This is a genomic window from Burkholderia sp. Ac-20345 (assembly GCF_017104825.1).
GTDB classification, from domain to species: domain Bacteria; phylum Pseudomonadota; class Gammaproteobacteria; order Burkholderiales; family Burkholderiaceae; genus Burkholderia; species Burkholderia lata_B.
This window is the reverse complement of record NZ_JAAGPO010000009.1, coordinates 1-13,944: the sequence shown is the minus strand read 5'-3', so window position 1 is coordinate 13,944 and position 13,944 is coordinate 1. Positions and strand designations below refer to the sequence as shown.

The 13,944-nt window shown below is 64.9% G+C and carries 15 protein-coding genes; 6 read left to right on the top strand and 9 right to left on the bottom strand.

Annotated features, from left to right (window positions below):
* Window positions 1–277: 277 nt before the first annotated feature.
* On the top strand, window positions 278–1,201 hold the full coding sequence (locus G3O06_RS06285) for a LysR substrate-binding domain-containing protein (protein WP_089444130.1): 924 nt from the start codon (window positions 278–280) through the stop codon (window positions 1,199–1,201).
* A 69-nt stretch (window positions 1,202–1,270) separates the two neighbouring features.
* Here G3O06_RS06285 and argE read toward each other — a convergent pair whose 3' ends face one another.
* The 5 genes from argE to G3O06_RS06260 all read right to left on the bottom strand — a co-directional run bounded on the left by argE (window position 1,271) and on the right by G3O06_RS06260 (window position 6,521).
* Window positions 1,271–2,434, bottom strand: coding sequence for an acetylornithine deacetylase (argE, locus tag G3O06_RS06280; protein ID WP_205815436.1), 1,164 nt, complete (start codon window positions 2,432–2,434; stop codon window positions 1,271–1,273).
* Window positions 2,427–3,104 (bottom strand): DUF1028 domain-containing protein, encoded by a 678-nt coding sequence (locus G3O06_RS06275; protein ID WP_122950566.1) that lies wholly within the window; start codon window positions 3,102–3,104, stop codon window positions 2,427–2,429. The genes argE and G3O06_RS06275 overlap by 8 nt, the downstream gene beginning before the upstream one ends.
* A gap of 8 nt (window positions 3,105–3,112) precedes the next feature.
* Window positions 3,113–3,550 (bottom strand): RidA family protein, encoded by a 438-nt coding sequence (locus tag G3O06_RS06270; protein ID WP_174973476.1) that lies wholly within the window; start codon window positions 3,548–3,550, stop codon window positions 3,113–3,115.
* 75 nt (window positions 3,551–3,625) lie between these two features.
* A complete protein-coding gene (locus G3O06_RS06265) occupies window positions 3,626–4,966 on the bottom strand; it encodes an NAD(P)/FAD-dependent oxidoreductase (RefSeq protein ID WP_205815435.1) in 1,341 nt (446 codons plus the stop codon).
* A 526-nt stretch (window positions 4,967–5,492) separates the two neighbouring features.
* Entirely contained in the window at window positions 5,493–6,521 is a 1,029-nt protein-coding gene (locus G3O06_RS06260; protein ID WP_241019551.1) for a tetratricopeptide repeat protein, read from the bottom strand.
* Window positions 6,522–6,581: 60 nt separating this feature from the next.
* On the opposite strand from G3O06_RS06260, the gene G3O06_RS06255 reads away from it, so the two are divergent.
* The 4 genes from G3O06_RS06255 (at window position 6,582) to G3O06_RS06240 (ending at window position 10,331) form a co-directional block, all read left to right on the top strand.
* Window positions 6,582–6,884: a hypothetical protein gene (locus G3O06_RS06255; protein ID WP_205815434.1), complete on the top strand. Its 303-nt coding sequence runs from the start codon at window positions 6,582–6,584 to the stop codon at window positions 6,882–6,884.
* 384 nt (window positions 6,885–7,268) lie between these two features.
* Complete coding sequence (locus tag G3O06_RS06250; protein WP_205815513.1) at window positions 7,269–7,409, top strand: hypothetical protein; 141 nt, start codon at window positions 7,269–7,271, stop codon at window positions 7,407–7,409.
* 221 nt (window positions 7,410–7,630) lie between these two features.
* Window positions 7,631–8,509, top strand: coding sequence for an AraC family transcriptional regulator (locus G3O06_RS06245; RefSeq protein ID WP_205815433.1), 879 nt, complete (start codon window positions 7,631–7,633; stop codon window positions 8,507–8,509).
* A gap of 79 nt (window positions 8,510–8,588) precedes the next feature.
* Window positions 8,589–10,331 (top strand): thiamine pyrophosphate-binding protein, encoded by a 1,743-nt coding sequence (locus G3O06_RS06240; RefSeq protein WP_205815432.1) that lies wholly within the window; start codon window positions 8,589–8,591, stop codon window positions 10,329–10,331.
* 115 nt (window positions 10,332–10,446) lie between these two features.
* Here G3O06_RS06240 and G3O06_RS06235 read toward each other — a convergent pair whose 3' ends face one another.
* The 4 genes from G3O06_RS06235 to G3O06_RS06220 all read right to left on the bottom strand — a co-directional run bounded on the left by G3O06_RS06235 (window position 10,447) and on the right by G3O06_RS06220 (window position 12,814).
* Entirely contained in the window at window positions 10,447–10,893 is a 447-nt protein-coding gene (locus G3O06_RS06235; protein ID WP_205815431.1) for a hypothetical protein, read from the bottom strand.
* A gap of 302 nt (window positions 10,894–11,195) precedes the next feature.
* Complete coding sequence (locus G3O06_RS06230; RefSeq protein WP_241019550.1) at window positions 11,196–11,801, bottom strand: hypothetical protein; 606 nt, start codon at window positions 11,799–11,801, stop codon at window positions 11,196–11,198.
* Between the two features lie 35 nt (window positions 11,802–11,836).
* Window positions 11,837–12,142, bottom strand: coding sequence for a RebB family R body protein (locus tag G3O06_RS06225; RefSeq protein ID WP_205815430.1), 306 nt, complete (start codon window positions 12,140–12,142; stop codon window positions 11,837–11,839).
* A 114-nt stretch (window positions 12,143–12,256) separates the two neighbouring features.
* On the bottom strand, window positions 12,257–12,814 hold the full coding sequence (locus G3O06_RS06220; protein ID WP_174973453.1) for a sigma-70 family RNA polymerase sigma factor: 558 nt from the start codon (window positions 12,812–12,814) through the stop codon (window positions 12,257–12,259).
* A 250-nt stretch (window positions 12,815–13,064) separates the two neighbouring features.
* Between G3O06_RS06220 and G3O06_RS06215 the strand changes: the two genes are divergently transcribed.
* Window positions 13,065–13,895 (top strand): Crp/Fnr family transcriptional regulator, encoded by an 831-nt coding sequence (locus tag G3O06_RS06215; RefSeq protein ID WP_241019548.1) that lies wholly within the window; start codon window positions 13,065–13,067, stop codon window positions 13,893–13,895.
* Window positions 13,896–13,944: the final 49 nt, after the last annotated feature.

The following is a 13,944-nucleotide window of genomic DNA, read 5'->3' as shown; positions in this document are numbered from 1 at the left end:
GGCGGTGTCGAACGAAGCGGACGATGCGCATGCGGGGACGGATGCCATGTCCCGCTGCCGTGTGCGCAACCGCTTCGTGATCGTCGTGATCCAGGTTGGAGACGATGGTGCGCCACGAGCATCGTGGCCGGAAATTACTAAAAATATTTCCGGGACATACGAAAAAGCTCTGCAGCGGAAATGCCGGCACCGGGGGGCTTTCAGGTAAGGTGCTACGCACAACCATGGACAGATTGCGCCCGCGGCGGCATGCCGGGGCCGTGCATCAGAGGTGCTTGTGGCTCACTACACTTTGCGGCAACTGAAATACTTCGTGACGACGGTGGAATCCGGTAGCGTCGCCGAGGCTTCGCGCCAGCTCTTCATCGCGCAGCCGTCGATCTCCAGCGCGATCAAGGGTCTGGAGGAAAGCTTCGGCGTGAAGCTGTTCATCCGCCATCACGCGCAGGGCGTGTCGCTCACGCCGAGCGGCACGCGCTTCTACCGGAAGGCGCAGGAGCTGCTGCGCATCGCGCACGAATTCGAACAGAACGCGCTCGCCGACAACGACGTGATCACCGGGCAGATCGACATCGGCTGCTTCGAGACGGTCGCGCCGCTCTATCTGCCGCAACTGATCGCGGGCTTTCGCGAGCGCTACCCGGGCGTGAACATCCGGCTACGCGACGGCGACCAGCAGGAACTCGTGCAGGGCCTGACGTCCGGCACCTTCGATCTCGCGCTCATGTATGACCACGATCTCGACGGCACGATCGAGACCGAGCCGCTGATGCCGCCGCAGCAGCCGTACGTGCTGCTGCCGGAGAACCACCGGTTCGCGGGCCAGACGCACGTATCGCTGCGCGACCTCTGCGTCGAGCCGATGATCCTGCTCGACGTGCAGCCGAGCCGCACGTATTTCGTCAGCCTCTTTCACGAACTCGGGCTCACGCCGAACATCGTGTTCGGATCGCCTTCGATCGAGATGGTGCGCGGGATGGTCGGCCAGGGGTTCGGCTTCTCGCTGCTGGTCACGCGCCCGCATTCCGAATACACGTACGACGGCCAGCGCGTCGTGACGATCGGCCTCAGCGAAACGGTGAGCCCGTCGGGGCTCGTGAGCGCGCGGCTCAAGCGCGGTCAGCTCACGAAGCAGGCGCAGTCGTTCGTCGATTTCTGCCGCGAGCGGCTCGCGCAGATCGTCGCGGAAACGGCACGATAACGAACAGGAAGGAACAGGAAAACGCACGCGCCGCAGGACGCGGTGCGTGCGTGTCGGCCGCTCGCCGGTTCAGGTGGCCGCAGAGAGATGCGCGGCCAGCCGGCCCAGCATCGCGTCGCAGCCGTGGAGCTGGTCGAGCGTGACGAACTCGTCGGGCTTGTGCCCCTGGTCCATGCTGCCGGGCCCGCACACCACGGTCGGAATGCCGGCCTGCCCGAACAGCCCGCCCTCGGTGCCGAACGCCACCGTCCCGAATGCATCGGAGCCGCTCAGTATCGCGAGCAGGCGTGCGGCCTCGCTGTCCGGCGAAGTCGCGAGCCCCGGATACGCGCCCAGCGGCTGCAGCCGGATGTCGGTGTCAGGCTCAACCGCGCGCATCTTCGGCAACAGTTCGGATTCCGCATAGTCCTGCAACTTCCTCGGCACGTCGTGCGCATCGAAGTCCGGCAGCGCCCGTACCTCGAAATCGAATTCGCATTCGGCCGGCACGATGTTCAGCGCACGGCCGCCCTTGATCAGCCCGGTCTGCACGGTCGAAAACGGCGGATCGAAACGCTCGTCGTGCCGTTCGGGCCGCGCGAGCGCATCACCGATCTCGCCGAGCCGGCCGATCAGCTTCGCCGCATAGTCGATCGCATTGACGCCCGACGGCGCATACGCGGAATGGCACGCGGCGCCCTTTACGTGACAGCGCATCGCGAGCTTGCCCTTGTGACCGAGCACCGGCTTCAGCTCGGTCGGCTCGCCGATCAGGCACAGGCGCGGCCGGTGCTCGCGCGCGGCCAGCGCTTCGAGCATCGGCCGCACGCCGAGACAGCCGACTTCCTCGTCGTACGAGAACGCGAGATGCACGGGCACGCTCAGCGGCCGGGCGACGAACGCCGGCACGGCTGCGAGCACCGACGCGATGAAGCCCTTCATGTCGGCCGTGCCGCGGCCGTACAGGCGGCCGTCGCGCTCGGTCAGCCGGAACGGCTCGACCGTCCACGCCTGCCCGTCGACCGGCACCACGTCGGTATGGCCCGATAGCGCGATGCCGCCGCGATCGCGCGGCCCGATCGTCGCGTACAGGCTCGCCTTCGTGCGTTCGCCGTTGAAGAACAGTTCGCTCTCGACGCCGAAGCCCGCGAGATAGTCGCGGATGAAACCGATCATCTCGAGGTTCGAATCGCGGCTGACCGTCGCGAAACCGATCAGCCGCTCCAGCAAGGCGCGGCTCGACGTGTCACTCATCGCCCGGCACTCCGTAGCTCGGCGCGGCGGTGGGATTCAGCGCACGCGTCTGGTAATCCTGCATCTGCGGCCGATAAGCCTGCCACAGCGCATCGAGCTGCCCGATCGGATCGGCATCGGCCCAGTCGACGCGCAGGTCGACGATCGGCCAGGTCACGTCACCGGCCACCTTCAGCGCGGCCGAATGCACCGGCCCCGCCTCGCCGCCGGCCGCCATCGCCGCATGCATCGCGGCCAGCAGGCGATCGGCGAGCAGGCCGGGCGCCTGTTCGAACGCGCGCGCCATCGCGTCGATCACGGCCGGCGCGGCCAGCAGGTTGCCGGCCGCCACGCATTGCTCACCCTGCACCGCGTGATGCGTGCCGAGCGCTTCCTTGCCGGTGAAGCACGCGGTCTGCCCCTGCCCGTCGATCACCGTGACCTGCCGGTACTGGCTCCAGCCGTTCGCGCTGAGCGCGCGGTCGAGCGCCGCGGCGGGCGCAAGCTGCTCGTGTTCGATCAGGTCGAGGATCTGGGGGCCGAGCGCCGGCAGCGTGATGTTCTGCGTCGCGACAGCGCCGACGCCCGCGCGCACCCACGGGCAGCGCGCGCCCACCGCGATGCTCGACGAGCTGATCGCGATCCCGAGCTGGCCCGTCTCCGGGCAACGCCCGACGATGGAGAAAGTCATGTCGCCTCCTACGCGCGGTTCGGCTGCCAGTTGTCCGGGATCACGGCGATCACGTCGATTTCCATCAGCCACTGCGGCTGGCCGAGCGCGGACACGACGAGCCCCGTCGAGATCGGATACACGCCCTTCAGCCACTTGCCGACTTCCTGGTACACCGGCTCGCGATAGCGCGGGTCGATCAGGTAGGTCGTCGTCTTCACGATGTGCGTGATGTCGCTGCCGGCTTCCTCCAGCAGCTGTTTGACGTTCTTCATCGCCTGCTCGGCCTGCGCGCGCGGATCGCCGAGGCCGATCAGCTGGCCGTCGAAATCGGTGCCGACCTGGCCGCGCACGTAGACGGTGTTGCCGGCCCGCACGGCCTGGCACAGGTCGTTGTCGAGCGTCTGGTTCGGGTAGGTATCCTTCGTGTTGAACATGCGGATACGGGTATGGGTGGGTTGGCTCATCGGAATCCTTCGGTCGTCAAGGGTCACGCCGCCGCACCGGATGCGAACGCGGTGCGGCAGGCGGCATGGGTTCGGTCAGTTCACCGCGTCGGCAAGCGGCTGCGCGTGGGCGTGAGTCGCGGCGCCGTCCTGCTCCGCGTGCGATGTCGAGCGGCGCTGCGATGCGTCGTGGTAGTCGAGGTAGGTACGCTGGATCGCGATGTGATCGGCGATGTGCCGCGCGTCGTGCCACACGCCCCAGATGAAGCTGGAGCCCCGCCGCGACAGCCACGGCAGCCCGAGGAAATAGATGCCCGGCTCCTTCGACACGCCGCGCTGGTGCTGCGGCTTGCCGTTGTCGGCGAACGCGTCGACCTTCAGCCAGCCGTAGTCGACCGCATAGCCCGTCGCCCAGATGATCGACGTGACGCCCGCGCCGGCGAGGTCGAGCGCGAGGATCGGATGCGCGACGCACTCGGGGTTCGGCAGGATGCGGCGGGCTTCGGGTTCTTCCGGCAGGTCGAGGCCGTTGCGCGCCGCATAGGCATCGGCCGCGTCGAGCAGCGACAGGTAGTTTTCATCGCCGCGCGCGAGATTGATCGCGAGATCGCGTTCGAACACGGCCACGCCGCCGTCGAACGACTTCGTCAGCCCGACGAGCGTCACGCCCTGGTTCGCGAGCCTGCGGAAATCCACCGTATGGCCGCCGCGCGCGCCGCTCACCGCGATCGTCACGTGTTCGCGGCCGGGGGTCGCGACTTCCTTGTCCCATTCGCCGAGCACGCCGAGCCACCAGCAGAAATCGCGGCCGCGATACGCGCGAGGCGGACGATCGTGCGGGCCGACCGACAGGTACACCTGCCGGCCCGCGCGCTGCAGTTCATCGGCGATCTGCACGCCCGACGAACCCGCGCCGACCACCAGCACCGCGCCGTCCGGAAGCTGGCCCGGGTTGCGATAGTCGGCGGAATGAAGTTGCACGAGGCGCGCGTCGTCCGGCGCGATCGGCGGAATCACCGGGCGCTGGAACGGCCCCGTCGCGACGACCACGCGGTTCGCCTCGATCGTGCCGTCGGACGTCTCGACGACGAAACCCGGCTTGCCCGAATTGCGCACGACCTTCTTGACCTCGACGCCCGTGCGGATCGGCGCGTTGAACTTGCGCGCATATGCTTCGAAGTAGTCCGCGACCTGGTCTTTCGACGCGAACGCGTCAGGATCGAGGCCGTCGAATTCGAGGCCGGGGAAGCGGTCGTGCCACGCGGGGCCGTTCGCGACCAGCGAATCCCAGCGCCCCGTGCGCCAGCGTTCGGCGATGCGGCTGCGCTCCAGCACGAGATGCGGTACGCCCAGCTTGCCCAGGTGCTCGCTCATGGCCACGCCGGCCTGACCGGCGCCGACGACGAGCGTATCGATTGAGGTTGTTTCGACTGCCACGGCTGTCTCCTTCTGAAGTGCGGCTCAGTGCGACGCTCGTGCTGTCGCGTGAGTTGGAATGGAGACATTCTGCTGATGCGCAGGCGGGCGCGAAATGATGATTTTTGTTGGTGTTGACGAGAAAAAAGCTGGGGGTGGGTGAATAGGGGCGGTGTGTGGTGCCGGAAGAGCCGTCCAAGGTGAAGTGTCTACGGGCAAGACATCAGCGCATCGCACACCAGCGCACGCCCCTTTCGTCGCACTGCCCGCTACACGCCCGCCGCAGGCATCGGGCCGGCCCATTTCAGGCTAATTGCGCGCGCTCTCCGTCGCGATATAACCGATACCACTCCTGATCCGGAACCCCATGTGCGATGTACGGATCGCTGTCCATGGGGAGGATGCCCGGGTCGTTTTCACCGCCTTTCCGGCCATCAGCAACCATGATTCGGACCCGATCCCCCATTTGTGGATGTACCCCGGAGAGTAGTTCAGGGTCGCGGCGTCAACGCTCAGCGTGTCGTACTTCTTCGGCAGGCTCGACAGATCAGGAGGTTGCGCCGCGGGTTTGCGCCGGCGACACCGGCGCGGACGTCACCGCCTTCGCCGCGTCGATCAACGTCTCCTTGTTGCCGTCCCACTTGGGCAGTTTGGCCGGCGGCAGCGGCACCACCTTGTCCAGGTTCGGCAGACGCAGGTCGGGGTCGCGTTCCAGGCGATCGGCAAGGACGATATAACGCTCGGCACGAGCGCGATCCTTCACGCCACCCGCTACCGGATCGCCATCATCGAACGCACCGAACAAATATCCAGCACTTTTGGCGCTACCGTATTTGACGCCTTCATGCAGAATCTTGAGTGCTCGCGCATTGTCCTCGTCCAGCGACTTGTCGGAGCCAACCAGCGTCGTTCCAAGCGCATACGCGGCATCTCCGCTACCCTGGGCGAATCCGCATTCAAGCATTTTGAGCGCAATCTTTCGGTTCCCCCAGAAACCGGATTTCGGATCGTCGTAGACTGCATCGAGCTTGCTGCCCAAATAAGCCATGGCGCTGGGGCTGCCCTTATCCGCCGCAAGTTGCCAGAAAGCGTATGCACGGCTGGCATCCTGCTTTACGCCCGCTCCGTTCATGTAGTACGTGCCCATCAGATCGTAGGCTGCGGGGATGCCCAGCTTCATCGCCCCTTCGGTGATCTGCACGGCGCGCTCGGTATTGCGATCCACGCCCAACCCCTGAGCGTAGGCATTCGCCAGGTTCAGCATCGCTTTCCAGTGCTTGCGCTCGGCAGCCTTCCCCCACAGCGCAACGGCACCAGCGTAGTCGCGCTGGTTCGGCCACAACAACGCACTCGTCATCTTCATCGCCTGCTGATTCCAGCGATCTGCTTCCGGGTCGACTGCCGGAACGACAGCGGCTTCGTGCACGCAAACGAACGTCGCGCGATGCGGGTTGAAAGCGTCGAGCGACATGTTTCGCGGAAGAGAATCGTTCATCGAGCAGGCAGAACAAGCGAAGAACAGGGTGAGGGAAAACACGCCAGCCAGGCGCAGGCGTTTGGACGTTGTCGAACTCATTGGAACTCGCATATTTTTGAAAGCGCGTCAGGCCAGCCGAACACTGGACGTGCGATCGTCTTGAAACCCCATCAGAAAGCCAGTCGGCTCCAGGCCGCGCTTCCGTTAAATGGCATTCGTATCCATGAGTTTTTGCCATTTCATGAACGTTTCCTTGATGGCAACAGGACTCCCGTTTCCGCCGTCATGGGCGCCACCGGTATGCAGCTTCCAGACTCGCTTCCTCAAATCGGTGCTCTTGGCACGATCATCGCTGCCCTCGTTGATCTCCGCGTCAACCGCCATGCTCCGCAAAAATTGTGGTTGGCGCTTCCCGCCGTGAAGAAACTACCGTCGATCAACAGCAGTTTACTGTGGATGTAGATCTCTCGGTATCGTGCCGCAATTGACTGCGCCGGCATGGCAGCATCGGCGCGAGATTCGGGTCGGGCAATTCGCCTTTGGCTCGATGCTTCTGCGCGTATTCATTCCAGGGGGCCTGCTTTTCTTCCATCACGCAACAGATATTTAACGCATTGATTTTATTGCCAATAAAAATTCTTTCTACCACTTGAACGCAAACATTTCTCGCCTTCCGTCCAACCGGATTCGACCATCGGCCGACAATTCTTGCCTATGCCCACCCGGCCAAACTGTTGGTACTCCCGTCGCCTCGCGATGGGCGGCACTAGCCTCCCGGCCGCGTCCTCGGCATGCCTGATCGATCCCTTTTTGTGCTGCAACCGGCCGCTCGCCGGCGATGCCCCGTTGCAGATGATCGAACAGACCAACGAATTCGCGCGACGCTTCAACACGACCGTCGAACAGCCGGTGCTGGTCGAATGCGAGGCCATGCTGTCGTCGGTCACGCGACTACCGGGCAGCGAACCGGTCCGCGCGCGGGGCTAGGCGGGCGGACCATCGCGGAGGCAAGGGACGCGAAAGGGTTGACGTACTTGGATTGAACGGGACAGCGGCGATGAATTGTCGTCGCGTGGCACGCGTCCGCGACGACAGTCTCAAATGCGTGGCTCGTCGACCAACGGATCACCCGCGCAACCGCGTCGGCGAACATTTCATTTTGACGCTATCCTGCGGCTCGAACATGGATGACCACGCCCGAGTGACCTATGTCTGCAATCGACTCCGACGATATCGAGCAACACGCGCCTCACGCGAACGGCAAGCCGACGCGCCGGAACGACGCGCGCGTCTGGCGCTCCACGCTGGTCCCCGGCGGAGAGATGGTCACGGCCCGCTTCACCGACCATGTCTACTCTCCCCACTGGCACGACGCGTACACGATATCGGTCATCGAACGCGGGGCTGAACGTTACGACTATCGCGGCACGCGGTTCGTCGCCGACGCCGGGTCCCTTCCCATCATCAATCCCGGCGAAATCCATACCGGTTCGAGCGCGGCCGACGCAGGCTGGCAATGCCGCACGTTCTATTTGCCGGTCGATTTCGTGCAGGGCGTGGCCGAAGAGGCCGGGCTGTCCTATCACGGCACGCCCTGGTTCGACTCGGACATCATCAAGGATGCCGACCTGGTCGGCCGCGCGCTGCGAGCGCACCGCGTACTCGAGACCGGCACCGACATGCTTGCCGTGGAGTACGTGCTGCTCGACGCCGTTTCCACGCTGCTGAAGCGCTATGGACGGATGCGCCCGCCTTCCCGGCCAATGAGCATCGATCGCATGCGTGTCGAGCGCATGAAGGCGCGCATGCTCGACGAGCTGACCGCGTCGCTCGACCTGGCCGAGCTGGCCAACGTCGTTGGCGTGTCGAAATTCCATGCCGCGCGCATCTTCTCGCGCGAGGTCGGCATGGCGCCGCATGCCTGGCGCAACCAGATCCGACTGGCCCGCGCCTGCGATGCGCTTCGTGCCGGCATGCCCGCAACGGACGTGGCCGCGACTTTCGGCTTCGCGGACCAGAGCCACTTCAACCGTCACTTCAAGAAGGCAAACGGTGTCCCGCCGAGTCGCTGGAGCGACACCCGGTAACAAAAGGGCACACAGCGCAAGAACGTTCAAGCGCGGGCGTCGTATCGCGTCCTATCCTCGCCCTCAATGGGAGGAAGACATGGACGCAAATCAACGACGAAGCCCGGTGACGAACGGGGAAACAGAAGCCGATACGGGCTTCGTGGCGCTCGACGACATCCAGCCCCGACGCGGCGCCGAGGTGCTGGTCGAGGTGCTGAGAAGCGAAGGCGTACGCTACGTTTTCGGCAATCCCGGCACGACCGAGCTGTCATTCATCGATGCACTGACCGACGCGCCCGACCTGTCGTATGTGCTGGGCTTGCAGGAGGCCGCGGTCGTTGCGATGGCGGACGGCTATGCCCAGGCTTCGGGCCGGCCCGGCTTTACGAACCTGCATACGGTGGGCGGCCTCGGCCACGCGATGGGCGCCCTTCTGAATGCAAAGGCGGCCAGAACGCCGCTGGTCGTCACGGCTGGCCAGCAGGATACCCGCCATGCGTACACCGATCCGCTGTTGTATGGCGATTCGCTGGGTGTCGCCCGTCCGGCGGTCAAATGGGCGCGGGAAGTCGCTCACCCCGATGAAATCGGCGTGCTCGTGAGGCGCGCATTCAATGACAGCACAGCGGCCCCGTCCGGGCCGGTCTTTCTGTCCCTGCCGATGGATGTCATGGAGCGCACCACGTCCCGGCCTGTCGCGCGGCAATCGGCGATCGACCGCACCGCGATCCCGGCGGCGCTACCCGATCTGGCGAAGGCATTGGCCTCGATCCGCCCCGGACGCCTCGCGATGGTGGTGGGCGACGAAGTGTTCGCGGCCGGCGCCAGCGCAGAGGCCGTAGCCATCGCCGAAACGCTGGGAGCCTCGGTATTCGGTCCATCCTGGCCGGCCCACCTGCCGTTTCCGACGTCGCATGCATTGTGGTGCGGCAACCTGCCCATGACGGCCGCCGACATGCATGAAACGCTCGGTGCCTTCGACGCGGTCTTCGTGCTGGGCGGTCACTTCAGCATCACGATCCTCTACTCCGTCGGCCCTGCCATTCCGTCTACGTGCAAGCTTTATCAGCTGGCAAGCGACCCGCACGACCTGGGCCGGATACATGCAACCGCACTGGGCTGCGTCGGCGCCCTTCGCGCGTCCCTCCAGGCACTCCTGCCGATGCTGCGCGACGCGTCGCAGCATCGGCGCGCCGAAATCGATACCTTGCGCGCCGACGCGCAGCGCAGCCGCACACGACAGCGCATCAGCCTCGAGGAGCAGGTCGCGTCCGGGTTGAGCGCCACGATGACGACACCGCTGGTCGCCGCGCACGAAGTCGCGCGGGCGCTCGGTCCGACGACGCCTGTCGTCGATGAATCGCCGGCGACGATGCCGCTGATTCGCAGCGCGCTCCACTCCGCCGGTACCCGGCAGTACTACGGTACCCGGGGCGCCATCCTCGGATGGGGCATGGGAGCGGCGGTCGGCATATCGCTGGGGCTCGGACGGGAGCCCGTCGTCGCGATCATCGGCGACGGCTCCGCCCTCTACGCGCCGCAAGCGTTGTGGACCGCGGCGCATGAATGTCTTCCGGTCACGTTCGTCGTCGTGAACAATCAGGAGTACAACATCCTGAAGAAGTACATGAAATCGCAGCATCATTTCGTCAGCGCCCATGCCGATCGCTTCGCCGGCATGGACCTCAAGGACCCGCCCATCGACTTCCTGGCACTCGCGAGATCCTGGGGGCTGGCCGCCCGTCGCGTAGCGCGGGCGGGAGACATCGCGGCCGCCGTCGCGTGCGGAATCGCATCGGGACAGCCGAACCTGATAGAGATTCCGGTCAGCGTGACGTAACCGGTACTCATGGTCCTGATCCGAATGGCCTCGCGGGATCACTCCGCCCCGTCAAGGTCCATTCGAACCGGTGCCCGCACGCATGGCGGATACCGGCTTCAGCGGATCGTGCCGGCTACACGTTGGTCCATGCGCCGGTGCCCTGCTGATACTGCATCACGCCACCGTGGATCCGCACCCGCAGGTTGCCGTCCGGCACCGGCACCCAGTTGGTCATGTCGAGGCTCTGCATCAACCCGGCGAAGAAATCCTGCACCTCTTGCAACTCGCTGGCCTGCCAAAGGTCGATGCGCCCGAGGCACGCACGCAGATCGCCACTCTGCTGCATGATCGTCTCGACCTGTCCGGCTACGTCTGCCGCCGGATCGTAGACATTCGTGCCGCCGGCGCTGACGATCGACAGATGAATCCCGCGCACCATCGTCGGCTGGCCCGGTGTCTGCTCGACGAGCGCGATGCAGCTCGTCATCGCGCCGAAGTCGATTTCCGTCGCATCTCCCCAGTTGAGCCCGCCAACCCCCAGCGGCGCGGGACCGTGTACGTCGTGAATGATGTAGGACATGAGTTCCTCACGTGACTAGATAGGACTGCTGTTGGCGAGCCGCGACGTTTTCGACAGAATGGCCGTGCGTCGGTCCCGCCGCTCACATCCCGCATCGCGCCTGACGGCCCGGCGGGTCGTGTCGATTGATGCTTCGTCGGTACGCGTGGGGACGGTAATTGCCCGCGACGTTCCGCATCGGCGCGATCATCCACACCACGCGGACGATCACGCATGCATCGATTCAATGCCTGCCGTTTCGCGCCTGTCGGGGTCGTCGTCGACGCTGCGCACGCAGCCTGCGGCTGCATCGTCGGCGCACCCTACGCGCCCTTCTTGTCCAGCAGCGCCTGATACTTCTGCAGGCTTTCGTCGATCCTGTCGAGTGCGACACTGGCGGCCTCCCCTTCGATCGCTTCCGCGGCACCCGCGACGATCGCCGCGGTCGCCACGAACAGATCGGTCAACAACAGGCCCACCGCATCCATCGCCATGCCGGGCACGTTCTCGTCGACGGTCTTCTGCGCAAGGTCCTTCATCAGCACGCTCTTGCCCGCGATCGCCAGCGACGTCGTCGCCTCGAAGTAGTTGGCCGCCGCCTGCGCGACCATGCCGCCCGCCTGCGTGATCATCATGTTCGGGCCGACGGCGATCTGCGTCGTCGCATAGGACGCCGCCTCCGCGTTGATCGCCTGCACGGTCTGCAGCGCCGAGCCGCCGGACCCGGACGCATCCGCGACCTGGTTCGGTGCTTTCAGTGCATCGGTGAAGCGGCGCAGCCGGTTGACCGGCCACGTGCGCGCGCCGGCTTTCGGTGTTGCGGTGTGCGGCGCGACATCGGCCGGCGTCGTGGCTTCGGCTGCGGTGTCCGCAACATCGTCCGGCGTCTGCGTCGTGCCGTCACCGCGTCCGCCCAAAAGACCTTTCATGTTCATGGTTCAGGTATCCCGAGAGTCATCGCGTCCTAATGCGTGGGGCCCGTCTGCGGCCCGGCCGCCGGCGCATGCGGCGTGCCGCCCGATGCACCGCCCGATGCGCCCTTCGGCGATGCTTCGACGGACAGGATCATGGCCACCGCCTTCGACACGACGGCGTTCGAAATCTGGTTCAGCGCTGCCTGCTGCTGTGTCATGTTCTGCGCCGAGATGCCGACGGCCTGGCTGAACATCTGGTAAAGCGTGCCCAGCGCCTGGGCTGGAGACCCCGCCACGACGTTGACGTTGGTCTGCGTCACCGCATCGGTAATCTGCTCATTGACTTTGTCTGCCACGAGGCCTCCTCGGAACCCGGCTCCGGCATGCGATTGAAGGAACGGACGGGCCGGCAGGCCAGCGACGCCGCACATGCCGTTAGGAACGCTGCGTGCCCGCGTTCGTGAACGCGCTTACGCGAGTTGCTCGCGCAACTTCTTGCGCAACAGCTCGACGCGCTTCCTGGCAAGCGGCTCGTTGATCCCGAGCGTCGCCGCGATGTGCAGATAGGGCCGGTCTTCCTCGAACTTGAGCGTGAACAGCATCTGCTGCTGCGGGGGCAGCGTGGACAGCGCCTGCTCGAGACGCAGCAGTTGCTGCCGGAGGAGCAGTTGCTGCTCCACCGACGGCGCGTGGCCGGCCAGCTCGACGGTGTGATCGTCGTCCCAGCCCGGGTCGAATTCGAGCATGCCGCTTTCGCGCAGCCGGCGCCGGGTGCCATCGAGGAATGCGTGGTTCAGCACCAGAAAGAGAAAACCGGCCAGGTTCTGAACGCGCTCGGGCGAGCGCTGCAGGTAAATGTGGACCTTGAGTGCGGTATCGGAGAGCAGTTCGTCGGCGCGGTGAATATCGCCCTTGCACAACAGGCGCGCGCGGCGCCGCAATTTCCCCTGCATTTCCCGCCACGTGCGATCGAGTTGCTGCGCCGGAGACCCGGGCGCCGGGGCAGCGTGCTGGTTCGAGGTTGTCATCCCGTGCCTTCCTTTTTTTGGAAAACACAGAATCGATTCGATACCGAGAATGGCGCTGTTACCCGCGTAACACCGTTATAACGATAATCGGTTCCGGTAAATTTTCTTGATTATTATGAACATAAATATTAATCCCCCGGCATGCTCCGATCCGTGGTTTAGGGGGCGTCGCCGAACCTGAATAACGGCATTGCGATGAAAGAGGACAACTGCCGCCGCGATGGATTCATGCGCCGGCATACGGCTATCCATGTCAATCGGCCAGGCGCCGTTGCCGCCAGAGTGCCGCGATATCCGGACTGCTTGCCGATTATCCCGATATTTTCGTTATTCGTTCTTCACGCAATGCCGAAGGCAGCGTTTTTCGCTAGGTGGCCGCATCGTCAAACAACCTCTCGCGGAAAACATGCCTGCCCTTGCTAACGCTCCAACGTTGCGCAACATACCGATACTCGCCGATCTCCCGGAAAGTCTGATCGCCCATATCGAGCGGCATGTCACCCTCTGGCCCGAACACGGCAATCGCCTGTTGTTCTTCAAGGGCGATCCGGGGGATTTCGTCGCGTTCGTGCACCGCGGCCGGGTCTACAGGACGCTGCACGAACCCGGCGGACGCGAGGTCATTCTTGGCCACTCGGTACCTGGCGAACTCATCGGCGAAAACACGCTGATTCGCGCACATCGGCGCAGCTTCACCGCCCAGTTGAGCGCCGACTGCCGCATTTCGCTGCTGCATCGCCCGTACTTCGCGCCGCTGCTGGCCAATGCGGAATTCATGGGGCGTATCCACGAGCAGCTGTGCCGGCATATCCACCAGCTGAGCGACTTCGTCGAATCGGCATGCCTGTACCGGCTCGACGCAAGGCTCGCGCGCCATCTGCTGAACCGCATGCAAGGGAACAATCTCGAGGTGCCGCTACCGGAGAACCAGAGCATCCTCGCGGCGATGCTCAACGTCAGCCGGCCGCGACTGAACAGCAGCCTGCAGAAGATGCAGCGCGACGGCCTGATCCGGCTACACGAGCACGGTGTGACGATCGAGAAACCGGAGCAGCTCCGGACCATCGTCGACACCAATTGAGGGCCCGGCACGCACGTGCGTCGTGCGGTGCCGCGGCGCGTGGCGGGCT

Bases quoted from the DNA above. Each gene is read 5' to 3' on its own strand.
- G3O06_RS06235 (WP_205815431.1), bottom strand. From the start codon at position 10,893: ATGTCCTACATCATTCACGACGTACACGGTCCCGCGCCGCTGGGGGTT.
- G3O06_RS06220 (WP_174973453.1), bottom strand. From the start codon at position 12,814: ATGACAACCTCGAACCAGCACGCTGCCCCGGCGCCCGGGTCTCCGGCG.
- G3O06_RS06215 (WP_241019548.1), top strand. From the start codon at position 13,065: ATGTCAATCGGCCAGGCGCCGTTGCCGCCAGAGTGCCGCGATATCCGG.
- G3O06_RS06230 (WP_241019550.1), bottom strand. From the start codon at position 11,801: ATGAAAGGTCTTTTGGGCGGACGCGGTGACGGCACGACGCAGACGCCG.
- argE (WP_205815436.1), bottom strand. From the start codon at position 2,434: ATGAGTGACACGTCGAGCCGCGCCTTGCTGGAGCGGCTGATCGGTTTC.
- G3O06_RS06260 (WP_241019551.1), bottom strand. From the start codon at position 6,521: ATGAGTTCGACAACGTCCAAACGCCTGCGCCTGGCTGGCGTGTTTTCC.
- G3O06_RS06275 (WP_122950566.1), bottom strand. From the start codon at position 3,104: ATGACTTTCTCCATCGTCGGGCGTTGCCCGGAGACGGGCCAGCTCGGG.
- G3O06_RS06245 (WP_205815433.1), top strand. From the start codon at position 7,631: ATGTCTGCAATCGACTCCGACGATATCGAGCAACACGCGCCTCACGCG.
- G3O06_RS06240 (WP_205815432.1), top strand. From the start codon at position 8,589: ATGGACGCAAATCAACGACGAAGCCCGGTGACGAACGGGGAAACAGAA.
- G3O06_RS06270 (WP_174973476.1), bottom strand. From the start codon at position 3,550: ATGAGCCAACCCACCCATACCCGTATCCGCATGTTCAACACGAAGGAT.